The sequence below is a fragment of the Phenylobacterium sp. genome, assembly GCF_965284355.1.
GTDB lineage: Bacteria > Pseudomonadota > Alphaproteobacteria > Caulobacterales > Caulobacteraceae > Phenylobacterium.
Genome location: NZ_OZ260078.1, coordinates 664,206 through 683,079 on the forward strand (window position 1 = coordinate 664,206; position 18,874 = coordinate 683,079).

Here is an 18,874-nt window from a genome sequence, read left to right on the forward strand (position 1 = left end):
CCGAGCGCACGCTACACCGGTTTCCGGCGCAATCATGGCGAAGGCGCCGGTCGGTGACGTTACTCCGCCGGCGCCGCGGCCGGCGTCGACTGGCGCGCGGCGGCGAACGCCAGCACGAAGGCTGCGAGCAGCAGGCTTCCCGCCAGCCAGATGGCCAGGCCTTCCGGGTGCTGGCCTCGCAGCGACCACGCGTAGACCAGTCCGAACAGCGCCGGGCCCATCATGGCGGCGATGCCGTTCAGGCTCTGCGTCGCGCCCTGCAGCTGACCCTGCTCGTGCGGCTCGACCTTGCGGGTCATCAGCCCTTGCAGGCCGGGCATGATGAAGCCCGACAGCGCGAACAGCGGCGTGCCCAGCAGATAGGCCCAGCCGACCGGAGCCCAACCGTACCAGAAGAAGCCCCCGGCCCCGGCCAGCAACCCGATCAGCAGCGTCCGGCGCTCGCCCAGCCGCTTCACGGTGGCGCCCACCAGCACCATCTGCACCACGATGCCCAGGGCGCCGGTCAGGAAGAACATCACGCCCTGGAACTGGATCGACCAGCCGTAGCGATGGGCGGTGTACAGGACGAAGATCGTCGGCAGCACGATGTGGGCGAACTGGAACAGGAAGCCCACGCCCGCCAGCGGCAGCAGGCCCAGGCGCGAGCGCAGCAGGCGCAGCGACCCCAGCGGATTGGCGCGTTTCCAGTCATAGGCCTTGGCCCGCCGCTCGGGCGGCAGCGACTCAGGCAGCACGAAGAGGCCGTACAGGAAGTTGACGAAGGTCAGCGCCGCCGCCGCCAGGAAGGGCAGCCGCAGGTCGTCGCCGCCCAACAGGCCGCCGAGAACCGGTCCGATCAGGAAGCCGAACGAAAAGGCCGAGCCCATCCAGCCGAACACCTTGGCTCGATCCTGCGGCGCGGTGACGTCGGCCAGATAGGCGTTGGCGGTCGAGAAACTGGCCGCCGTCGCCCCGTTCAAGAGGCGCCCCAGCAAGAGCCACCACAGCGTCGGCGCAAACGCCATGAACAGGAAATCGACCCCCAGCCCCAGCAGCGACAGCAACAGCACCGGCCGGCGGCCGAACCGATCCGAGAGCATGCCCAGCAGGGGACCGCAGAAGAACTGCATGATCCCCCACGAAGTGGCGAAGACCACGTTCCACTCCGACGCCGCGGCGGTGTCGCCCCCCGCCAGCGCCTTGATCAGGTTGGGAAGGATCGGGATCATGATGCCGAACGACACCGAGTTCATCACCGCCAGCGCGAAGATGAAGCCGAAGCTGGCGCGGCGGCCGGCGGCTGCTGTCGTCGGATCACTCACGGGGCAGGCGCTCCAGTCGGAATCTCATGGCGTGACCGTATCGCGGATCGCGCGCAGTTGCGCCTGCCAGTACTCGGCGAGTTTGGTGAGCAGCAGGGCGTTGGGGAAGCCATGGCGGGCGGCGCTGTCGGCGGGCGCCTGGTGGAAGCCGCGGTGCTCGACGCTGACCCGCGTCTCGTCGCCGACGGCCTCGAACGACACCTCGACCTCGGTGTGCATGTCCGGCGGGAAGTTCGCCTGGCGCCAGGACAACACCAGCCGCCCGGGCGGCTCCCAGATCAGCACCCGGCCGATCTCGAACACCTTGCCGTTGGCCAGCGTCTCGGTGAAGCGCCCGCCCTCGCCCGGCTCGATCGCCATCACGCCCGGCGCACGCGGGGTGGTCTGGAACAGCGCGCTGGGCCGCCACCAGGCGCCGATCTCCTGCGTGAACACCTCGAACGCCCTCTGGGGAGAGGCCTTCACGCGCAGCGCCACATAGACCTTGGACGTCATGCGCCCTTCTCGATGTGGGCCTTGAACGCGAGCAGCTGGGCGCTCCACAGCCGTTCGCTCTCTTCCAGCCAGCGCAGCAGGTGGACCATTGGTTCGGGCCTCAGGGCATAGATTCGGACGCGTGCGTCGAACTCGGGATGGCTCTCCTCGACCAGTCCGCTGGCCCGCAGGGTCCGCAGATGGCGGCTCATCGCCGGCGCCGAGATCTCCAGCTCCCGCGCCAGCTCGCCCGCCGCGCGCGGACGCTCCGCCAGCAGGTCGACGACGCGACGGCGGTGCGGATCGGCCAGGGCGGCCAGGGTCTGGTCCAGAGCTACGGCAGCGGCCATCACAGCGGCCTGTGGGTCGTACCGGGCCCATAGGTGATGGCGATGAAGCGGCTGGGCTGCGGGACCAGCGCCCGGTGCCAGACCCCCTTCGGCACGATGCAGGTGGCGCCCGGCGCCATCTCCACCCGCCGCTCCCCGCCCGGCTCGTCCAGGATCAGGGTCATGCCGCCGTCGATCAGCACCAGCGCCTCGTCGCCGCCGGGGTGCATCTCCCAATTCGGCCAGTCGGTTTCGCTGACATAGGCCGAGACCAGCGTGTCGAGCGCGCCGGGGTTGGTGTCGACGGTCTCCCAGAAGCCCTCGACGGCGTGGACGTTCAGGCCGCCCCTGCCGTCCAGGGTGAGGTAGGTGTGTTCCAGATCGAGCCGCGGCATCAAATCCAGCCCGTGATCTTCAGGCCGCTGACGACCTCGGCCTCCTCGCGCGTCACCGCCTGGACGTTCTGGGCCACGGTCCAGATGTGGCCCTCGGGGTCGCGGGCGCGGTAGGTTCGGTCGCCATAGAACTGGGTCGCCGGCTCCATCAGGATCTCGAAGCCCGCGGAGCGCGCGCGGGCGCAGTGGGCGTCCACGTCGCTGTCGATCTGGATGTGGACGGTCTGGGTGTTCTTACCGCCGAGCGACGACGGGCTCTTGTGGTCCTCGGACCATTCGTGGCCGATCATGATGGCGGCGTTTCCGAACCGCATTTCCGAGTGAACCAGGGCTCCCTGGTCGTCCTCGATCAACATGGCCAGCTCGAAGCCGAACGCTGCCTCCAGGAACGTCAGGGCCGCTTTGGGGTCGCGGTAACAGACTGCCGACATCAGCGGCGCACGCCAATCGCTCACGGGCGGCTCCCTTCTTTATTTCTGCAATATTTAACGCATATCGCAATTATCTCGTCAAGGCGTCCGCGACCTGCCGGAGGTCGCCGTCGTTCTCCTCCGGGGCGACGCCCAGCAGCTTCGCCAGCATCGGATAGACGCTGACGTTGTCGAACGGCGCCAACATCACGCCCGTCCGGATGCCCGGCCCATTCGCCACGAAGATCGCCGCCATCGCCGGGCTGTCGGGATCGAACCCATGGGCGCCGCGCTCGGGCTTCGACGGCTTGTAGTCCCGCGTGCTCAGTCGCCACCCTGTCTCCGGCAGGCAGACGTAGGGCGCGACGCGCGGATTCTTGCCGTAGTGGAAGCGCGCCGGAATCTCGGCCTTGCGCCAGCACTGGAAGTGCTCATGCGGCCGGATGAGCGCGCGGTCGAGCTCAGCCTCGCGGCCCTTCTCCGGGTAGAGGGTCACAAACGCCCCGCCCGCGAGCACCCGGAAAGCCTCCCGTGGCGCGACGTCGTCGAGGAACACCTCGCGCGCCGTAGACATCGGCGCCATCCCGTGATCCGCCACCACGATGACGTTCGCGACGATCCCCCTCGCCTTCAGACCGGCCGTCAGCCGTCCCAACGCGCCATCCACGCGGGCGACCGCGGCATTGAGCTCGGCGCTGTCGGGGCCGTAGTCGTGGCCGGCGGTGTCCACGTCGTCAAAGTACAGCGCCACCAGCCCCGGCCGTTGCGCCCTCGGCAGGTCGAGCCACCCTAGCACCTGGTCAACGCGGGCCTCGGGCGGGACCGATTGATCGAAACGCCGCCAGTAGCTGGGCCGCACGCCGCGCACCGCCGCCTCTGATCCCGGCCAGAACTGGGCGCCCGCCACGATCCCCGCCCGCTCGGCCGTCACCCATATCGGCTCGCCCTGATCCCACCAGCGCGCGTCCTGCACCGCCGGCACGTTCGACATCCTGAACGTGACGCCGGGAATCTCCGGGTCCTCAATGTTGTTCTCCACGATCCCATGCCGGTCGGGCCGCAGCCCCGTGACCAGGGTGTAGTGGTTGGGGAAGGTCTTCGAGGGAAACGACGGCCGCATCATGCCGCGCGCGCCGGTCTTCGCCAGCTGGGCAAGGACAGGCGAGCCGCCGCGGTCCAGGTAGTCGGCGCGGTAGCCGTCGATGGAGATCAGGATCACGAGCGGCCGGCTGGCCGGCCGCGGCGCCGACGTGGCGCAGGCCGTGAGCAACAGGGCGAAGAGCAGGATCAAGCAGCGACGCATGCCGCCACCCTACCGTCGCCGTGCGACAGCTTCACCGGGGGGAGACGTCTCACGGCCCTAATGCAAAGAGCCCCGGAAGCGGCGCTTCCGGGGCTCTTCAGAACCTTGGTGTCAGATCGGACTATTCGTCCGAGCCGAACATGCCTTCCGCGGTAGGGCCCGAGTCCTTGCCCTTTTCGGCTGGATCGCGGTCGACGAATTCGATCACCGCCATCGCGGCGTTGTCGCCGTGACGGTAGCCGGCCTTCAGGACGCGGATGTAGCCGCCGTTGCGGGTGGCGTAGCGCGGGCCCAGCACGCCGAACAGCTTGCCGACCTGCTCGACGTCGCGGACCTGGCTGATTGCCTGACGGCGGGCGTGCAGGTCGCCGCGCTTGGCCAGGGTCACCAGCTTCTCGACGAAGGGACGCAGTTCCTTCGCCTTCGGCAGCGTCGTGACGATCTGCTCGTGCTTGATCAGGCTGGCGGACATGTTGGCGAACATGGCCGTGCGGTGGGCGCTGGTGCGCCCCAGTTTGCGGTGGGCTTTGCCGTGACGCATCTCGTATCTCCCGGGTCACCTGGACCCACCGGACGCTCCCGATCTCCTGGAAGCCGTCCTGCCTAACCAAGTCCCAGCCCGTCCCCGCCTGGGTCACTGCGAAGCGCCGGGGCCCTCCACCGCGGTTGCGGCTTCAACGGGCCCAGACCGCCTCCCGAAGGAGGCAGCCCGGAATTGGCGCGTGGAGCACATGCTCCTTGTTTCAGATCCAGGACCCGCCAGGCGAATCCCGGGGCGTCCTACATCTGGTCTTCGAACTTCTTCGCGAGCTCTTCGATGTTCTCGGGCGGCCAGTTCGGCACGTCCATGCCGAGGTGGAGCCCCATCCCGGCCAGAACTTCCTTGATCTCGTTCAGCGACTTGCGGCCGAAGTTCGGGGTGCGGAGCATCTCCGCCTCGGTCTTCTGGATCAGGTCGCCGATGTAGACGATGTTGTCGTTCTTCAGGCAGTTGGCCGAACGGACGGAGAGCTCGAGCTCGTCCACCTTCTTCAGCAGCGCCGGGTTGAACGGCAGTTCCGGCTTGGCCTCGCCTTCGACCTTCTTCTTCGGCTCTTCGAAGGTGATGAAGATCTGCAGCTGGTCCTGGAGGATGCGCGCGGCGTAGGCCACGGCGTCAACAGGGCTGATGGCGCTGTTGGTTTCCACTTCCATGATCAGCTTGTCGTAGTCGAGCGACTGACCCTGGCGGGTGGGCTCGACGCGGAACGCGACGCGCTTGACCGGCGAGTAGAGGGCGTCGACGGCGATCAGGCCGATCGGGGCGTCCTCGGGACGGTTCATCTCGGCGGCGACATAGCCCTTGCCGGTCTGGACCGTGAATTCCATGCGCACGTTGGCGCCCTCGTCCAGCGTGCACAGCACGTGGTCGGGGTTCAGGATCTCGATGTCCGACGGGGCTTCGATCTGGCCGGCGGTCACCGGGCCAGGGCCGGTGGCGCGGAGCGTCATGCGCTTCGGGCCTTCGGCGTGCATGCGCAGCGCGAGCGCCTTGATGTTGAGGACGATGTCGACAACGTCTTCGCGCACGCCTTCCAGCGAGGAGAACTCGTGGACGACGCCGTCGATCTGCACCGCGGTCACCGCCGCGCCTTGCAGAGAGGAGAGAAGCACGCGACGCAGGCTGTTGCCCAGGGTCACGCCGAACCCGCGTTCGAGCGGCTCAGCCACCAGACGCGCCTTGCGGCTGGCGTCGGCGCCGGTCTCGATTTGCGGCTTCTCGGGACGGATTAGTTCATTCCAGTTTCGTTCGATCACGTGTGTCCCTCGAAAACGCAGGATCGCCGGCCGTAAATCCACGGCCGGCGTCAGGGAATTGTAGCTCTAACGGCTAGACGCGCCGGCGCTTGGGCGGGCGGCAGCCGTTGTGCGGGATGGGGGTCACATCCCGGATGGTGGTGATCGTCATACCGACCGCCTGCAGGGCGCGGAGCGCGGACTCACGACCCGAGCCGGGGCCCGAGACGTTGACTTCCAGCGTACGCACGCCGTGTTCGGCGGCTTTACGGCCGGCGTCTTCCGCCGCCATCTGAGCGGCGTAGGGCGTCGACTTACGCGAACCCTTGAAGCCCATCAGACCCGCGCTCGACCAGGAGATCGTGTTCCCCTGCGCGTCGGTGATGGTAATCATCGTGTTGTTGAACGAGGCGTTCACGTGCGCCACGCCCGAAGTAATGTTCTTACGCTCGCGACGTTTGACGCGCGCCGGTTCCTTGGCCATCGACTAGCTCTCTTACTTCTTCTTGCCGGCGATCGGCTTGGCCGGGCCCTTGCGGGTGCGGGCGTTGGTGTGCGTGCGCTGGCCGCGGACCGGCAGCCCCTTGCGGTGACGCAGGCCGCGATAGCAGGCCAGGTCCATCAGGCGCTTGATGTTGACCGCGGTCTCGCGACGCAGGTCGCCTTCGACCAGATAGTCGCGGTCGATCGTCTCGCGGATCTGCAGCACTTCCTGGTCGGTCAGCTGGTTGACGCGACGCGCGTCCTCGATGCCGACCTTCTTGACGATCTCGGCGGCCTTCGCCTGCCCGATGCCATGGATGTACTGCAGCGCGATGATCACGCGCTTGTTGGTGGGGATGTTGACGCCAGCGATACGGGCCACGTGAGGTATTCTCCTAGGATCACACGACAGAAGCACAGAAGGCGCCCCGGCCCCTCACTGCCATAGGCATAGGCCGGCGCGTCTTTCGCGCTCTTTCGCGGAAGCGCTTCGTTATATGGATCGCTATACCCGCGTCAATGCCGGAAACGCGGAAATGTGAACGAATTGCTGCGCGCGGAAGGGATGAACACATCCGCGCGAGACATTGGGATCGCCGAGCGAGGCCAGCGATGGCGAAAGGAAAGCACGGTCGAGCCCTCTGCGCAACGGACCGCGCACCCCGGGACGCTTAGACGCCCCTCCCCTGCCTGGGAATCAGGCGCTACCGCTTCGCGTCGAGCGCCTGGTCGATGCCGGCGGCCACGACGTCGATCGCGCCCATGCCGTCCACTTCCACCAGCTTGCCCTGGCCCTCGTAGTACGGGAGCAGCGGGGCGGTCTGGGTGTTGTAGGCGTTCAGCCGGATCACGAAGCTTTCCGGGTTGTCGTCCGGGCGGCCCGACTCGGCGAAGCGGCCGGCGATGCGCTTCTTCAACGCTTCGTCGTCGACCTTGAGGCGCAGGACCAGGTCGATCTGGCGGCCGCGACCGGCCAGCATTTTGTCCAGGGCCTCCGCCTGCGGGATCGTGCGCGGGAAGCCGTCGAAGATAGCGCCCCCCGACGCCTCGGCCTCGGGCAGGCGGCTCTCGATCAGCTCGATGACGATCTCGTCCGAGACCAGCTCGCCGCGCTGCATGATGCCTTCGACGCGCTTGCCCAGCTCGGAGCCCGACGCGATCGCGGCGCGCAACATGTCGCCGGTCGACAGCTGGACCATGTTTCGGGTCTCGACCAGGCGCTTGGCCTGGGTGCCCTTGCCCGCCGCCGGCGGTCCGAACAGAATCAGATTCATCGCAGGTCCCCTTACGCGGCGCTCTTTGTTGGCGCCGTCCCCCCAGGTCAGCCGAGCAGGCGGCTAGCGCCGACCGCCCCGCAGCTTCGACTTCTTGATCAGCCCTTCGTACTGGTGCGCCAGCAGGTGCGACTGGATCTGGGCCACCGTGTCCATGGTGACGCTGACCACGATCAGCAGCGACGTGCCGCCCATGTAGAACTGCGTCCCGGTGAAGCGCATCAGGCCTTCGGGCAGCAGGCACACCAGAGCGATGTAGCCGGCGCCGATCACCGTCAGGCGGGTCAGCACGAAGTCCAGGTACTCGGCCGTCCGCTTGCCCGGGCGGATGCCCGGCAGGAAGCCGCCGTACTTGCGCAGGTTTTCCGCGGTGTCCTCGGGGTTGAACACGACCGAGGTGTAGAAGAAGCAGAAGAAGACGATCAGGCCGCCGTACAGCAGCATGAACAGCGGCTGGCCGTGCTGGAGCTGGCCGGTGGCGTAGGGCAGCCACGACAGCCAGTCCGGCAGATCCGCCGTCGCGAACGCCGCCATGGCCGTGGCCGGCAGCAGCAGCAGCGAGCTGGCGAAGATCGGCGGGATCACCCCCGAGGTGTTGATCTTCAGCGGCAGGAACGAGGTGTCGCCGCCGAACATGCGGTTACCCACCTGGCGCTTGGGATACTGCACCAGCAGACGGCGCTGCGAGCGCTCCATGAACACGATGGCGACGGTCACGCCCACCACCAGCAGGATGATCAGGATCAGGGTGCCGGCGTTCATCGACCCGACGCGCGCCTGCTCGAACATCTGCAGCAGCGACTGCGGCAGCACCGCCACGATGCCGGCGAAGATCAGCAGCGAAATGCCGTTGCCCACGCCACGGCTGGTGATCTGCTCGCCCAGCCACATCAGGAACATGGTGCCGCCGGTCAGCGTCACGACGGTCGAGATGACGAAGAAGACGGGATTGATGTCGATGAGGTTCGGGGTCTGAACCATGCCGGTCGCGATGAAGAACGACTGCACGATGGCCAGGGCCACGGTCAGGTAGCGGGTATACTGGTTGAGCGTTTTGCGCCCCGCCTCGCCGCCTTCCTTCCGCAGCTTCTCCCACGGCGGATACACCGTCCCCAGGAGCTGCACGATGATCGACGCCGAGATGTACGGCATCACGTTCAGGGCGAAGACGGCCATCCGCTCGACGGCGCCGCCCGAGAACATGTTGAACATGCCCAGAATGCCGCCGGCCTGGCTCTGGAAAGCGGCCTGGAACTGGGCGGCGTCGATCCCCGGGATCGGGATGTAGGTGCCCAGGCGATAGACGATCAGCGCCCAGAGCGTGAACCAGATGCGCTTGTGAAGCTCCGTCGCCTTCGAGAAGGCTTCGAAGTTCATGTTTGCGGCGAGCTGTTCTGCGGCCGAAGCCATTCAGCAAATCCCCTGACTCGTAGTCGTGCTCAGATAGGACGCGCCGCCCCCAGAAGCGAGAGCGGCTGCGTCACAGTCCGCGCTTTAAGCCTCGGCGGCGGCAGCTTCCGGCTTGGTCGTCGTCAGGGAGCCGCCGGCCTTTTCCACGGCCGCGCGGGCCGAGGCGGTGGCGGCGTAGACGGTCAGGTTGAGCTTGGTCTTCAGCTCGCCCTCGCCCAGCAGCTTCACGCCGTCCTTCACGCGGCGGATGACGCCGGCCTTGATCAGCGCTTCAGCATCGATGGCTCCCTTGGCGTCGAGCTTGCCGGCGGCGACCGCCTGCTCGATGCGCCACAGGTTCACCTCGGCGAAGTCCTTCTTGTTGCGCGAATTGAAGCCGCGCTTCGGCATGCGCATGTGCAGCGGCATCTGGCCGCCTTCAAAGCCGTAGATCGACACGCCCGAGCGCGCCTTCTGGCCCTTCACGCCGCGACCGGCGGTCTTGCCCTTGCCCGAGCCCGGGCCGCGGCCGACGCGCATGCGCCCCTTGGTGGAGCCTTCGCGCGGGCTGAGTTCGTTGAGCTTCGTCATATGTGCCTCTCCTTGGAGATCTGGCGCCGGAGGAAACCTCCGACTCGGCGTGGATGTGGTCGGCGCTAGAAACGCCGATGGGCGAGGCTCGCGCCTCGCCCTGCAGTTTCGTGCCTATGGCACGAAGCCGATGGCTATTCCACCACCTCAACGAGGTGATGGACCTTGGCGATCATGCCGCGCACCGAGGGGGTGTCCTCGAGCTCGGAGACGCGACCCACACGGTTGAGGCCCAGGCCCACGAGCGTGGCGCGCTGGTCGCTCTTGCGGCGGATCGGGCTGGCGGTCTGGCGAACTTTGACTTTGGCCATGTGCTTAACCTTCCGCATCCGCGGCCGCGGCCTGAGCCGAGGCGCCGTCGGCGCGGCGGCCGATCACGTCCGAGACCTTCTTGCCGCGCTTGGCCGCAACCTGGCGGGGCGAGGACTGGGCCTTCAGCGCTTCGAACGTCGCGCGCACCATGTTGTAGGGGTTGGACGAGCCGACCGACTTGCCGACGACGTCCTGGACACCCAGGGTCTCGAGCACCGCACGCATCGGGCCGCCGGCGATGACGCCGGTGCCGGGAGGCGCCGCGCGCACCATCACCTTGCCCGCGCCCCAGCGGCCGTTGCCGTCGTGGTGCAGGGTGCGGGATTCGCGCAGCGGAACGCGGATCATCGACTTCTTGGCTTCTTCGGTCGCCTTGCGGATGGCTTCCGGCACTTCACGCGCCTTGCCATGACCGAAGCCCACGCGGCCCTTCTGATCACCGACCACCATCAGGGCGGCGAACGAGAAGCGACGGCCACCCTTTACGGTGGCGGCGACGCGGTTGATGTGCACCAGCTTCTCGACGATTTCGCTGTCGCGCTCTTCTTCGTTCGAGCGGTTGCGACGATCGCCACGCTGTTCGTCTCTGCGAGCCATGATCGTTCCTTAGAAATCCAGGCCGGCTTCGCGCGCGGCGTCGGCCAGGGCTTTCACCCGGCCATGGTACAGGTAGCCACCGCGGTCGAACACGACCGCCTTGACGCCCTTTTCGATCGCGCGCTGGGCCACGAGAGCGCCCACCTTGGCGGCGGCGTCCTTGTCCGAGCCCTTGGCCTTCTTCTCGCCTTCCAGCGAGGAGGCCGCGGCCAGGGTCACGCCGTTCTCATCATCGATGACCTGGGCGTAGATGTTCTTGGCCGAGCGGAAGATCGACAGGCGCGGACGACCGTTGGCCACCTTCTTGAGGTGGTTGCGGACGCGACGCGCGCGGCGAAGGGTGGAGTCACGGGGAGAAAGGGCCATGGCTTACTTCTTCTTGCCTTCCTTGCGCCGGACCGTCTCGCCCTGATAGCGCACGCCCTTGCCCTTGTAGGGCTCCGGCGGACGGATGCGGCGGATCCGGGCGGCGATTTCACCGACCATCTGCTTGTCGATGCCCGAGATCTTGATCTCGGTCTGCTTCGGCACGGCGAACGTGATGCCCGACGGCGGCGGGATGTCCACGTCGTGGCTGAAGCCCAGCTGCATGGAGAGCGCCTGGCCCTTCATCGCCGCGCGATAGCCGACGCCGACCAGTTCGAGGGTCTGCTCATAGCCCTGGGTCACGCCCTGGACCATGTTGGCGACCAGCGTCCGGGAAAGACCCCACATCGCTTGCGCGCGCTGGGTTTCCTGGCGCTTGGCGAGCGTGAGCTCTCCGCCTTCCTGCTTGACCTCGATCTCTTCGGCCACGGTCCAGGCGAGCTGACCCTTGGGGCCCTTCACCGTGACCGTCTGGCCTTCGATGGTCACCGTAACCCCACTGGGGATGGCGACCGCCTTCTTTCCGATGCGCGACATCTTAGTAGACCCGGCAGAGGACTTCGCCGCCCACGTTGGCCTCACGGGCCGCGGTGTCCGACATGACGCCCTTGGGCGTCGACAGGATCGAGATCCCGAGGCCGTTCTTCACGGGCTTCAGGTCCTTGATCGACGAATAGACGCGACGGCCCGGCTTGGAGACGCGGCTGATCTCGACGATGACGGGAGCGCCGTCAAAGTACTTCAGCTCGATCTCGAACTCGGGGAAGGCGCCGGGCTTTTCCACCAGGTGGTAGCCGCGGATGTAGCCTTCATCGAGAAGCACATCCAGCAGACGGGCGCGCATCTTGGATGCAGGCGCCATCAGCTTGGACCGGCCGCGCATGGCGGCGTTTTTGATACGGGCGATCAGATCGCCGATGGGGTCGTTGACCATGAGATCCCCCTTACCAGCTCGACTTGACGAGACCGGGGATCAGGCCTGCGGACCCGAGGTCGCGCAGAGAGATCCGGCTCATCTTCAGCTTGCGGTAGTAGCCGCGCGGACGGCCCGTGACTTCGCACCGGTTACGGATGCGGACCGGGGACGAGTTGCGCGGCAGCTCAGCCAGCTTCAGGCGGGCGTCGAAACGCTCCTCCAGCGGCAGGCTTTCGTCATTGGCGATCGCCTTCAGCGCGACGCGCTTGGCGGCGTGCTGCTTGACGAGCTTCTTGACTCGTTCGTTGCGGTTGACAGCGCTTTTCTTGGCCATGTGTCTGTTCCTTCCCGCCGCTTAAGCTTGCGCTTGGACGAACGGGAACTGGAATTCCCGAAGAAGCTCACGCGCTTCGTCGTCGGTCTTCGCAGTCGTGGTGACGATGATGTCCATGCCCCAGATCTGGTCGATCTGGTCGTAGTTGATCTCCGGGAACACGATGTGCTCCTTCAGACCCATGGCGTAGTTGCCGCGGCCGTCGAAGGACGTGGGCTTCAGGCCCCGGAAGTCCTTCACGCGCGGCAGCGCGATGGTGATCAGACGGTCGAGGAACTCGTACATCTGATCCTTGCGCAGGGTGACCTTGCAGCCGACCGTCATGCCTTCGCGCAGCTTGAAGCCGGCGATCGACGTGCGGGCCTTCGTGGCCACCGGCTTCTGCCCGGCGATCTTCGCCAGGTCAGCCATCGCCGAGTTGATCTTCTTGGAGTCGGCGACAGCTTCGCCCACGCCCATGTTGATCACGATCTTCTCGAGCTTCGGGATCTGCATCTCGTTGGTGTAGCCGAACTTTTCCTTCAGCTTCCCACGGATGCGCGAGCGGTACTCAGACTTGAGCCGCGGTTCGTAAGCTTGATCAGCCATTGATCACCTCGCCCGTCGTCTTGGCGATACGGACCTTCTTGTCGCCCTCGATCTTGAAACCGACGCGGGTCGGATTGCCCTTCGAGTCGACGATGGCCACGTTCGACAGGTGGATCGACGCTTCCTTGTTCTTGATGCCGCCTTGCGGGTCGAGCTGGGTCGGGCGGGTGTGGCGCTGAACCATGTTCAGGCCTTCCACGACGACGCGTTCGTCCTTGGGCAGAACCTTCAGGACGGCTCCTTGACGGCCCTTGTCCTTCCCGGCGAGGACCACGACGCGGTCCCCCTTCTTGATCTTCGCGGCCATCACAGCACCTCGGGCGCGAGCGAAATGATCTTCATGTGGTTCTTCGCGCGCAGTTCGCGGGGAACCGGGCCAAAGATCCGCGTGCCGATCGGCTCGGATTGCTTGTTCACGATCACCGCCGCGTTCTTGTCGAAGCGGATGACCGAACCGTCCTTGCGCTTAATGGCCTGGCTGGTCCGAACGACGATGGCTTGCAGCACATCGCCCTTCTTCACCCGGCCGCGCGGGATCGCTTCCTTGACGGAGACGACGATCTTGTCACCGACGCTGGCGTAACGACGCTTCGCGCCGCCCAGCACCTTGATGCACATGACCCGGCGGGCGCCGGAATTGTCGGCGACGTCCAGGTTAGTTTGCATCTGGATCATTGTTTTCGATCCTTACGCTTGGGCCGCGCCGCCGGCAGGCAGCACTTCCCAGGTTTTCGTCTTCGACTTCGGCGCGCATTCGATAATGCGGACGATCTCGCCAGCCTTGCAGGCGTTGGCTTCGTCGTGGGCGTGGTACTTCTTCGACCGGCGGACGGTCTTCTTCAGCACCGGGTGCAGGAAGGTCCGTTCGACCTTCACCACGACCGTCTTGTCGCCCTTGTCGGAGACGACAACGCCTTCGAGAATTCGCTTCGGCATCTGTCTATGCTCCTCAGGCCTGGGCCTGCTTCGCGCGCAGAACGGTCTTGATGCGCGCGATATCCTTGCGCACCGCGTCCACGCGATGGGTCTTCTCGATCTGGCCGGTCGCCTTCTGGAAGCGCAGGTTGAACTGCTCCTTCTTCAGCGAGACGAGCTGCTCGGCCAGTTGATCGGGGGTCAGGCCCCGGACGTCTTCGATCTTCATCAGGCGTGCTCCACCGGCGCGTCGATGCGGGTCACGATGCGCGTCTTGACCGGAAGCTTCGCCGCGCCGAGGCGCAGGGCTTCACGGGCGACATCGTCCGGCACGCCGTCGATTTCGAACATGATCCGGCCGGGATGCACGCGGGCGGCCCAGAACTCGACCGAGCCCTTGCCCTTACCCATCCGCACTTCGGCCGGCTTACCGGTGACCGGAACGTCGGGGTAGATCCGGATCCACACCCGGCCCTGACGCTTCATCTGACGCGTGATCGCGCGGCGGGCCGCCTCGATCTGACGCGCGGTGATCCGCTCAGGCTCGACCGACTTCAGGCCATACGAGCCGAAGTTCAGCGTGAAGCCGCCCTTCGCCAGGCCGTGGATGCGGCCCTTGAACTGCTTGCGGTACTTGGTTTTCTTCGGAGACAGCATCTCTTCGGATCCTTAGGCGTTCGCCGGTTCGCGGCGATCGCGACGGGGGCCGCGGTCCGGACGGTCGCGGTCACGACCGCCACCCTCACCTGCCGGGCCGCTTTCGCTGGCGAGGCGCTTGTCGAGGGCCATCGGGTCGTGGTCGAGGACCTCGCCCTTGAAGACCCAGACCTTCACGCCAATGATGCCGTACGTGGTCTTCGCCTCGGTGATGCCGTAGTCGATATCGGCCCGGAGGGTGTGACGCGGCACGCGGCCTTCCTGATAGGACTCGGCCCGGGCGATTTCCGCGCCGCCGAGACGACCCGAAACCTCGATGCGCATGCCCTTGGCGCCCAGACGCATGCCGCTCTGCAGCGACCGCTTCATGGCGCGGCGGAACGCGACCCGGCGCTCAAGCTGCTGGGCGATATTCTCGGCCACCAGCTGGGCGTCGGTTTCCGGCTTGCGGATTTCGACGATGTTCAGGTGGATCTCGCCGTCCGTCATGGCGGCGATGTCCTTGCGCAGCTTGTCGATGTCCGCGCCCTTCTTGCCGATGATCACGCCGGGGCGCGCGGCATAGATGGTGATGCGGCACTTCTTGTGCGGACGCTCGATGATGATCCGCGAGACGCCGGCCTGGTACAGGCGCTTCTTCAGCTGACGGCGCACCTTGATGTCTTCGTGCAGCAGACGGCCGTACTCGGCGCCGTCGGCGAACCAACGGCTGTCCCAGGTGCGGTTGATGCCGAGGCGAAGCCCGACCGGATTGACTTTGTGACCCATCAGGCGGCCTCACCCACTTCGCGGACCACGATGGTGATCTCGCTGAACGGCTTCTCGACACGCGACGCACGACCGCGGGCGCGGGCGTGGAAGCGCTTCATCACGAGGTTCTTGCCAACGTAGGCCTCGGCGACGACCAGCGAGTCGATGTCGAGGTTGTGGTTGTTCTCGGCGTTGGAGATCGCCGAGTAGAGCGCCTTGCGCACGTCGTTGGCGATGCGCTTGGAGCTGAACTCGAGCTCGTTGAGGGCGCGTTGCACCTTCAGGCCACGGATGGACTGAGCGACGAGGTTCAGCTTGCGGGGGCTGATGCGGATCGTCCGCACCTTGGCCACCGCTTCGGCCTCCGTATACCGGCGAGCCTTGGCTTGCTTGCTCATCTTACTTCCTCTTGGCCTTCTTGTCGGCCGCGTGACCGGGGAAGAAGCGGGTGGGCGCGAACTCGCCCAGCTTCATGCCGACCATGTCTTCCGAGATGAGCACAGGGACGTGCTTCTGGCCGTTGTGCACGCCGAACGTCAGGCCCACGAACTGGGGCATGATGGTCGAGCGGCGCGACCAGGTCTTGATCACGTCCTTGCGGCCAGAGGCTTGCAGCCCTTCGGCCTTCTTCAGCAGATACCCGTCGACGAACGGGCCTTTCCAGACGGAACGGGTCATGGCTTAGCGAGCCTTCCGAGCGTGACGCGAGCGGATGATGAACTTATCCGTCGCCTTGTTCTTGCGGGTCTTGCGGCCCTTCGTGGGCTTGCCCCAGGGCGTGACCGGGTGACGGCCGCCCGAGGTGCGGCCTTCGCCGCCGCCGTGCGGGTGGTCGATCGGGTTCATGGCGACACCGCGGACGTGCGGGCGGCGGCCTTTGTGACGGGCGCGACCGGCCTTGCCGAGGTTCTCGTTCATGTGGTCCGGGTTCGACACCGCACCGACCGTGGCCATGCAGCCGTCCGGCACCATGCGCAGCTCGCCCGAATTCAGGCGGATCTGGGCATAACCGGCGTCACGGCCGACCAGCTGGGCGTACGCGCCGGCCGAGCGGGCGATCTGGCCGCCCTTGGCCGGCTTCATCTCCACGTTGTGGATGATGGTGCCGATCGGCATGCCGCGGAGCGGCATGGCGTTGCCCGGCTTCACGTCGGCCTTCTCGGAGGCGACGATAGTGTCACCGGCCTTGAGGCGCTGCGGAGCCAGGATGTAGCTGAGCTCGCCGTCGGCGTACTTCACCAGCGCGATGAAGGCCGAGCGGTTCGGGTCGTATTCCATGCGCTCGACGGTCGCGGGAACGTCGAACTTGCGGCGCTTGAAATCGACCACGCGGTAGAGGCGCTTGGCGCCGCCGCCACGGAAACGAACGGCGACGCGGCCATTGCCGCCACGACCACCCGACTTGGTCAGACCCTCGACGAGGGTCTTCTCCGGGCGGCCCTTGTGGAGCTCGGACTTGTCAACCAGGACCAGCTGACGGCGGCCCGGCGACGTGGGATTGAATTGCTTCAAGGCCATCGGTTTAGAGCCCCGTAGTGATGTCGATCGACTGGCCGTCGGCCAGCGTCACGATCGCTTTCTTGACGTCGGAGCGCCGGCCCACGATGCCGCGGAACCGCTTGGTCTTGCCCTTCACGTTGATCGTATTGACCTTCGTGACGTTGACCTTGAACAGCGCCTCGACCGCAGCAGCGATCTCGTCCTTGGTGGCGTCGCCGGCCACGCGGAAGACGACCTTGTTGTGCTCCGAGAGCAGGGTCGCCTTCTCCGTGATGATCGGAGACAGGATGGTGTCGTAGTGACGAGCGGTGGGTTCCACGGCCATCACGCGGCCTCCTCAGGCTGGAAGCGCGCCTGAATCGCGGCCACCGCGTCCTTGGTCAGGACGAGGGTCTGGCGACGCAGCACGTCGTAGACGTTCAGGCCGGCGTTCGGCAGCACATCCACGTTGGGGATGTTGCGGGCGGCCAGGCCGAAGTTCTTGTCCACCTCGGCGCCGGCGATGAACAGAGCGTTCGAGACGCCCAGGTTCGACAGCTGAGCGCGCAGGGCGGCAGTCTTGGGGTCGGCGATCGAGACCGTGTCCAGCACGATCAGCGAGCCGTCCTTGGCCTTCGAAGACAGCGCATGGCGCAGGGCCAGGGCGCGGAGCTTCTTGGGCAGGTCGAACGCGTGGCTGCGGACGACCGGACCGTGGGCCCGGGCGCCGCCGACGAACTGAGCCGCCCGGCGCGAGCCGTGACGGGCGCCGCCGGTGCCCTTTTGCTTGTACATCTTCTTCGAGGTCCGGGAGACCTCGTTGCGGACCTGGACCTTGTGGTTGCCCGAGCGGCGCTTGGCCAGCTGCCAGGTGACGACGCGTTGCAGGATGTCGCCGCGGATCTCTTCGATGCCGAAGATATCGTCGGCCAGCTCGATCGAGCCGCCCTTCCCGCCGTCGAGCTTGATGACGTCGAGTTTCATTACGCTTGATCCCCAGCTTCGGTCGCCGCGGCCTCAGCGGCCGGGGCTTCGGTCACCGCGGGTTCGTCGGCCGGCGTTTCCGCGGCGGCTTGAACCGGGGTCGGCTGACCGGCGGACTTGAAGGCGCCCGGCTTCGGGGCTTCGGCCGGCAGCGCCGACTTCACCGCGTCGCGGACCTTCACGTAGGTGCCTTCGGTGCCGGGAACGGAGCCCTTCACCAGGATCAGGCCGCGCTCGACGTCGACGCGCCAGACGGTGACGTTCAGGGTGGTGACGGTTTCCGAGCCGAGGTGGCCCGCCATCTTCTTGCCCTTGAAGGTACGACCCGGGTCCTGACGCTGACCGGTAGAACCGTGCGAACGGTGCGAGACCGACACACCGTGCGTGGCGCGAAGGCCGCCGAAGTTCCAGCGCTTCATGGCGCCGGCGAAGCCCTTACCGACCGTAGTGGCCGTGACATCGATCTTCTGGCCCGCGACGAAGTGGTCGGCGGTGATTTCCGCGCCCACGTCGATCAGGTTGTCCTCAGACACCCGGAACTCGACCAGCTTGTGCTTCGGCTCGACTTCGCCCTTGGCGAAGTGGCCGCGCATGGCCTTGGAGGTGTTCTTCGGCTTCTTGGAGCCCGCGCCAAGCTGGAGGGCCACGTAGCCGTCCTTGTCCTGGGTGCGCTGGGCGACGACCTGGCAGCCCTCGAGGCTGAGCACGGTCACCGGTACGTGGGCGCCGGCTTCGTCGAAGAAGCGGGCCATACCGAGTTTCTTGGCGATTACGCCGGTACGCATCGGATCAATCCCCTTAGAGCTTGATCTCGACGTCCACGCCGGCGGACAGGTCGAGCTTCATCAGCGCGTCCACGGTCTGCGGGGTGGGGTCGACGATATCGAGCACGCGCTTGTGCGTGCGGATTTCAAACTGCTCGCGCGACTTCTTGTCGATGTGCGGCGAACGGTTGACGGTGAACTTCTCGATGCGCGTGGGCAGCGGAATGGGACCACGCACAGCGGCGCCGGTCCTCTTGGCCGTGTTCACGATCTCGCGGGTGGAATGGTCCAGCACGCGGTGATCGAAGGCTTTGAGCCTGATGCGAATGTTTTGAGCCATATCGCTCTTACGTTTCCCTACAGACGGCGGGCGCCCGCGTGACCTTGACCATTTCAAAGACCAGCCCGAACCCTCAGATGAGAGCCCGTACGCGAAAGTCCGCACAAACGAATTGGGCCCCACGCGAAACCCGCGAGGGCCTTT

33 protein-coding genes are annotated in these 18,874 nt (G+C 66.3%); all 33 read right to left on the reverse strand.

Translation table 11 applies throughout. The features are described 5' to 3' along the window. Positions 1-59: 59 nt before the first annotated feature. The 33 genes from ACQ66R_RS03310 to rpsJ all read right to left on the reverse strand — a co-directional run bounded on the left by ACQ66R_RS03310 (position 60) and on the right by rpsJ (position 18,730). Positions 60-1,304 (reverse strand): MFS transporter, encoded by a 1,245-nt coding sequence (locus ACQ66R_RS03310; protein WP_430419227.1) that lies wholly within the window; start codon positions 1,302-1,304, stop codon positions 60-62. Between the two features lie 24 nt (positions 1,305-1,328). Next, positions 1,329-1,799 carry an SRPBCC family protein gene (locus ACQ66R_RS03315; protein ID WP_430419229.1) on the reverse strand — a complete coding sequence of 157 codons (471 nt, stop codon included), beginning with the start codon at positions 1,797-1,799 and terminating at the stop codon, positions 1,329-1,331. Then, a complete protein-coding gene (locus ACQ66R_RS03320) occupies positions 1,796-2,128 on the reverse strand; it encodes an ArsR/SmtB family transcription factor (protein WP_430419231.1) in 333 nt (110 codons plus the stop codon). The genes ACQ66R_RS03315 and ACQ66R_RS03320 overlap by 4 nt, the downstream gene beginning before the upstream one ends. Further along, positions 2,128-2,502 (reverse strand): cupin domain-containing protein, encoded by a 375-nt coding sequence (locus ACQ66R_RS03325; protein WP_430419233.1) that lies wholly within the window; start codon positions 2,500-2,502, stop codon positions 2,128-2,130. The genes ACQ66R_RS03320 and ACQ66R_RS03325 overlap by 1 nt, the downstream gene beginning before the upstream one ends. Continuing rightward, positions 2,502-2,957, reverse strand: a complete 456-nt coding sequence (locus tag ACQ66R_RS03330; protein ID WP_430419235.1) for a VOC family protein — start codon at positions 2,955-2,957, stop codon at positions 2,502-2,504. Before ACQ66R_RS03330 ends, ACQ66R_RS03325 begins: the two co-directional genes overlap by 1 nt. 46 nt (positions 2,958-3,003) lie before the next feature. Then, the gene (locus ACQ66R_RS03335; protein ID WP_430419237.1) at positions 3,004-4,215 is read right to left on the reverse strand and encodes an ectonucleotide pyrophosphatase/phosphodiesterase; all 1,212 of its coding nucleotides are present in this window, start codon (positions 4,213-4,215) and stop codon (positions 3,004-3,006) included. A 121-nt stretch (positions 4,216-4,336) separates the two neighbouring features. Further along, entirely contained in the window at positions 4,337-4,756 is a 420-nt protein-coding gene (gene rplQ, locus ACQ66R_RS03340) for a 50S ribosomal protein L17 (protein WP_293364404.1), read from the reverse strand. A 239-nt stretch (positions 4,757-4,995) separates the two neighbouring features. Further along, positions 4,996-6,012 carry a DNA-directed RNA polymerase subunit alpha gene (locus tag ACQ66R_RS03345; RefSeq protein ID WP_421935780.1) on the reverse strand — a complete coding sequence of 339 codons (1,017 nt, stop codon included), beginning with the start codon at positions 6,010-6,012 and terminating at the stop codon, positions 4,996-4,998. Between the two features lie 73 nt (positions 6,013-6,085). Further along, the gene (gene rpsK / locus ACQ66R_RS03350; protein ID WP_293353380.1) at positions 6,086-6,475 is read right to left on the reverse strand and encodes a 30S ribosomal protein S11; all 390 of its coding nucleotides are present in this window, start codon (positions 6,473-6,475) and stop codon (positions 6,086-6,088) included. 12 nt (positions 6,476-6,487) lie between these two features. Next, positions 6,488-6,856 (reverse strand): 30S ribosomal protein S13, encoded by a 369-nt coding sequence (gene rpsM / locus ACQ66R_RS03355; RefSeq protein WP_430419239.1) that lies wholly within the window; start codon positions 6,854-6,856, stop codon positions 6,488-6,490. A 322-nt stretch (positions 6,857-7,178) separates the two neighbouring features. Beyond that, entirely contained in the window at positions 7,179-7,748 is a 570-nt protein-coding gene (locus ACQ66R_RS03360) for an adenylate kinase (protein WP_430419241.1), read from the reverse strand. A 63-nt stretch (positions 7,749-7,811) separates the two neighbouring features. Further along, complete coding sequence (gene secY / locus ACQ66R_RS03365) at positions 7,812-9,158, reverse strand: preprotein translocase subunit SecY (protein ID WP_430419243.1); 1,347 nt, start codon at positions 9,156-9,158, stop codon at positions 7,812-7,814. Positions 9,159-9,242: 84 nt separating this feature from the next. Beyond that, positions 9,243-9,728, reverse strand: coding sequence for a 50S ribosomal protein L15 (gene rplO / locus ACQ66R_RS03370; RefSeq protein ID WP_430419245.1), 486 nt, complete (start codon positions 9,726-9,728; stop codon positions 9,243-9,245). A gap of 134 nt (positions 9,729-9,862) precedes the next feature. Further along, on the reverse strand, positions 9,863-10,039 hold the full coding sequence (gene rpmD / locus ACQ66R_RS03375; protein ID WP_293364410.1) for a 50S ribosomal protein L30: 177 nt from the start codon (positions 10,037-10,039) through the stop codon (positions 9,863-9,865). A 4-nt stretch (positions 10,040-10,043) separates the two neighbouring features. After that, the gene (rpsE, locus tag ACQ66R_RS03380; RefSeq protein WP_293364411.1) at positions 10,044-10,637 is read right to left on the reverse strand and encodes a 30S ribosomal protein S5; all 594 of its coding nucleotides are present in this window, start codon (positions 10,635-10,637) and stop codon (positions 10,044-10,046) included. 9 nt (positions 10,638-10,646) lie between these two features. Next, complete coding sequence (gene rplR, locus ACQ66R_RS03385; protein WP_430419247.1) at positions 10,647-11,003, reverse strand: 50S ribosomal protein L18; 357 nt, start codon at positions 11,001-11,003, stop codon at positions 10,647-10,649. 3 nt (positions 11,004-11,006) lie between these two features. After that, complete coding sequence (rplF, locus tag ACQ66R_RS03390) at positions 11,007-11,540, reverse strand: 50S ribosomal protein L6 (protein WP_430419249.1); 534 nt, start codon at positions 11,538-11,540, stop codon at positions 11,007-11,009. Between the two features lies 1 nt (position 11,541). Continuing rightward, entirely contained in the window at positions 11,542-11,937 is a 396-nt protein-coding gene (gene rpsH, locus ACQ66R_RS03395) for a 30S ribosomal protein S8 (RefSeq protein ID WP_293364414.1), read from the reverse strand. 10 nt (positions 11,938-11,947) lie between these two features. Then, positions 11,948-12,253, reverse strand: coding sequence for a 30S ribosomal protein S14 (gene rpsN, locus ACQ66R_RS03400; protein WP_293364415.1), 306 nt, complete (start codon positions 12,251-12,253; stop codon positions 11,948-11,950). Between the two features lie 21 nt (positions 12,254-12,274). Continuing rightward, complete coding sequence (rplE, locus tag ACQ66R_RS03405; protein ID WP_430419252.1) at positions 12,275-12,841, reverse strand: 50S ribosomal protein L5; 567 nt, start codon at positions 12,839-12,841, stop codon at positions 12,275-12,277. Further along, a complete protein-coding gene (gene rplX, locus ACQ66R_RS03410) occupies positions 12,834-13,148 on the reverse strand; it encodes a 50S ribosomal protein L24 (protein WP_430419254.1) in 315 nt (104 codons plus the stop codon). The genes rplE and rplX overlap by 8 nt, the downstream gene beginning before the upstream one ends. Further along, the gene (gene rplN / locus ACQ66R_RS03415) at positions 13,148-13,516 is read right to left on the reverse strand and encodes a 50S ribosomal protein L14 (protein ID WP_111516382.1); all 369 of its coding nucleotides are present in this window, start codon (positions 13,514-13,516) and stop codon (positions 13,148-13,150) included. Before rplN ends, rplX begins: the two co-directional genes overlap by 1 nt. A 12-nt stretch (positions 13,517-13,528) precedes the next feature. Further along, positions 13,529-13,777: a 30S ribosomal protein S17 gene (gene rpsQ / locus ACQ66R_RS03420; RefSeq protein WP_293364418.1), complete on the reverse strand. Its 249-nt coding sequence runs from the start codon at positions 13,775-13,777 to the stop codon at positions 13,529-13,531. 13 nt (positions 13,778-13,790) lie between these two features. Further along, positions 13,791-13,985, reverse strand: coding sequence for a 50S ribosomal protein L29 (rpmC, locus tag ACQ66R_RS03425; RefSeq protein WP_293364419.1), 195 nt, complete (start codon positions 13,983-13,985; stop codon positions 13,791-13,793). Beyond that, positions 13,985-14,413: a 50S ribosomal protein L16 gene (gene rplP, locus ACQ66R_RS03430; RefSeq protein WP_293364420.1), complete on the reverse strand. Its 429-nt coding sequence runs from the start codon at positions 14,411-14,413 to the stop codon at positions 13,985-13,987. The genes rpmC and rplP overlap by 1 nt, the downstream gene beginning before the upstream one ends. A 12-nt stretch (positions 14,414-14,425) precedes the next feature. Continuing rightward, positions 14,426-15,181, reverse strand: a complete 756-nt coding sequence (rpsC, locus tag ACQ66R_RS03435) for a 30S ribosomal protein S3 (RefSeq protein WP_430419257.1) — start codon at positions 15,179-15,181, stop codon at positions 14,426-14,428. Then, positions 15,181-15,561: a 50S ribosomal protein L22 gene (gene rplV / locus ACQ66R_RS03440; RefSeq protein ID WP_430419259.1), complete on the reverse strand. Its 381-nt coding sequence runs from the start codon at positions 15,559-15,561 to the stop codon at positions 15,181-15,183. The genes rpsC and rplV overlap by 1 nt, the downstream gene beginning before the upstream one ends. Position 15,562: 1 nt before the next feature. After that, on the reverse strand, positions 15,563-15,841 hold the full coding sequence (rpsS, locus tag ACQ66R_RS03445; protein ID WP_293364423.1) for a 30S ribosomal protein S19: 279 nt from the start codon (positions 15,839-15,841) through the stop codon (positions 15,563-15,565). 3 nt (positions 15,842-15,844) lie between these two features. Then, positions 15,845-16,681 carry a 50S ribosomal protein L2 gene (gene rplB, locus ACQ66R_RS03450; RefSeq protein WP_430419261.1) on the reverse strand — a complete coding sequence of 279 codons (837 nt, stop codon included), beginning with the start codon at positions 16,679-16,681 and terminating at the stop codon, positions 15,845-15,847. A 4-nt stretch (positions 16,682-16,685) separates the two neighbouring features. Next, on the reverse strand, positions 16,686-16,982 hold the full coding sequence (locus tag ACQ66R_RS03455; protein ID WP_293364430.1) for a 50S ribosomal protein L23: 297 nt from the start codon (positions 16,980-16,982) through the stop codon (positions 16,686-16,688). A gap of 5 nt (positions 16,983-16,987) precedes the next feature. Beyond that, complete coding sequence (gene rplD, locus ACQ66R_RS03460; protein WP_430419263.1) at positions 16,988-17,626, reverse strand: 50S ribosomal protein L4; 639 nt, start codon at positions 17,624-17,626, stop codon at positions 16,988-16,990. Then, on the reverse strand, positions 17,626-18,411 hold the full coding sequence (rplC, locus tag ACQ66R_RS03465) for a 50S ribosomal protein L3 (RefSeq protein WP_430419265.1): 786 nt from the start codon (positions 18,409-18,411) through the stop codon (positions 17,626-17,628). Before rplC ends, rplD begins: the two co-directional genes overlap by 1 nt. Positions 18,412-18,424: 13 nt before the next feature. Continuing rightward, positions 18,425-18,730 carry a 30S ribosomal protein S10 gene (gene rpsJ, locus ACQ66R_RS03470; protein WP_068876686.1) on the reverse strand — a complete coding sequence of 102 codons (306 nt, stop codon included), beginning with the start codon at positions 18,728-18,730 and terminating at the stop codon, positions 18,425-18,427. Positions 18,731-18,874 lie beyond the last annotated feature (144 nt).

Excerpts from the sequence above, each read along its gene's own strand:
- ACQ66R_RS03315 (WP_430419229.1), bottom strand. The coding sequence starts at position 1,799 with ATGACGTCCAAGGTCTATGTGGCGCTGCGCGTGAAGGCCTCTCCCCAG.
- ACQ66R_RS03320 (WP_430419231.1), bottom strand. The coding sequence starts at position 2,128 with ATGGCCGCTGCCGTAGCTCTGGACCAGACCCTGGCCGCCCTGGCCGAT.
- ACQ66R_RS03325 (WP_430419233.1), bottom strand. The coding sequence starts at position 2,502 with ATGCCGCGGCTCGATCTGGAACACACCTACCTCACCCTGGACGGCAGG.
- ACQ66R_RS03335 (WP_430419237.1), bottom strand. The coding sequence starts at position 4,215 with ATGCGTCGCTGCTTGATCCTGCTCTTCGCCCTGTTGCTCACGGCCTGC.
- rplQ (WP_293364404.1), bottom strand. The coding sequence starts at position 4,756 with ATGCGTCACGGCAAAGCCCACCGCAAACTGGGGCGCACCAGCGCCCAC.
- rpsK (WP_293353380.1), bottom strand. The coding sequence starts at position 6,475 with ATGGCCAAGGAACCGGCGCGCGTCAAACGTCGCGAGCGTAAGAACATT.
- ACQ66R_RS03360 (WP_430419241.1), bottom strand. The coding sequence starts at position 7,748 with ATGAATCTGATTCTGTTCGGACCGCCGGCGGCGGGCAAGGGCACCCAG.
- secY (WP_430419243.1), bottom strand. The coding sequence starts at position 9,158 with ATGGCTTCGGCCGCAGAACAGCTCGCCGCAAACATGAACTTCGAAGCC.
- rplO (WP_430419245.1), bottom strand. The coding sequence starts at position 9,728 with ATGACGAAGCTCAACGAACTCAGCCCGCGCGAAGGCTCCACCAAGGGG.
- rpmD (WP_293364410.1), bottom strand. The coding sequence starts at position 10,039 with ATGGCCAAAGTCAAAGTTCGCCAGACCGCCAGCCCGATCCGCCGCAAG.
- rpsE (WP_293364411.1), bottom strand. The coding sequence starts at position 10,637 with ATGGCTCGCAGAGACGAACAGCGTGGCGATCGTCGCAACCGCTCGAAC.
- rplR (WP_430419247.1), bottom strand. The coding sequence starts at position 11,003 with ATGGCCCTTTCTCCCCGTGACTCCACCCTTCGCCGCGCGCGTCGCGTC.
- rplF (WP_430419249.1), bottom strand. The coding sequence starts at position 11,540 with ATGTCGCGCATCGGAAAGAAGGCGGTCGCCATCCCCAGTGGGGTTACG.
- rpsH (WP_293364414.1), bottom strand. The coding sequence starts at position 11,937 with ATGGTCAACGACCCCATCGGCGATCTGATCGCCCGTATCAAAAACGCC.
- rpsN (WP_293364415.1), bottom strand. The coding sequence starts at position 12,253 with ATGGCCAAGAAAAGCGCTGTCAACCGCAACGAACGAGTCAAGAAGCTC.
- rplE (WP_430419252.1), bottom strand. The coding sequence starts at position 12,841 with ATGGCTGATCAAGCTTACGAACCGCGGCTCAAGTCTGAGTACCGCTCG.
- rplX (WP_430419254.1), bottom strand. The coding sequence starts at position 13,148 with ATGGCCGCGAAGATCAAGAAGGGGGACCGCGTCGTGGTCCTCGCCGGG.
- rplN (WP_111516382.1), bottom strand. The coding sequence starts at position 13,516 with ATGATCCAGATGCAAACTAACCTGGACGTCGCCGACAATTCCGGCGCC.
- rpsQ (WP_293364418.1), bottom strand. The coding sequence starts at position 13,777 with ATGCCGAAGCGAATTCTCGAAGGCGTTGTCGTCTCCGACAAGGGCGAC.
- rpmC (WP_293364419.1), bottom strand. The coding sequence starts at position 13,985 with ATGAAGATCGAAGACGTCCGGGGCCTGACCCCCGATCAACTGGCCGAG.
- rplP (WP_293364420.1), bottom strand. The coding sequence starts at position 14,413 with ATGCTGTCTCCGAAGAAAACCAAGTACCGCAAGCAGTTCAAGGGCCGC.
- rpsC (WP_430419257.1), bottom strand. The coding sequence starts at position 15,181 with ATGGGTCACAAAGTCAATCCGGTCGGGCTTCGCCTCGGCATCAACCGC.
- rplV (WP_430419259.1), bottom strand. The coding sequence starts at position 15,561 with ATGAGCAAGCAAGCCAAGGCTCGCCGGTATACGGAGGCCGAAGCGGTG.
- rpsS (WP_293364423.1), bottom strand. The coding sequence starts at position 15,841 with ATGACCCGTTCCGTCTGGAAAGGCCCGTTCGTCGACGGGTATCTGCTG.
- rplB (WP_430419261.1), bottom strand. The coding sequence starts at position 16,681 with ATGGCCTTGAAGCAATTCAATCCCACGTCGCCGGGCCGCCGTCAGCTG.
- rplD (WP_430419263.1), bottom strand. The coding sequence starts at position 17,626 with ATGAAACTCGACGTCATCAAGCTCGACGGCGGGAAGGGCGGCTCGATC.
- rplC (WP_430419265.1), bottom strand. The coding sequence starts at position 18,411 with ATGCGTACCGGCGTAATCGCCAAGAAACTCGGTATGGCCCGCTTCTTC.
- rpsJ (WP_068876686.1), bottom strand. The coding sequence starts at position 18,730 with ATGGCTCAAAACATTCGCATCAGGCTCAAAGCCTTCGATCACCGCGTG.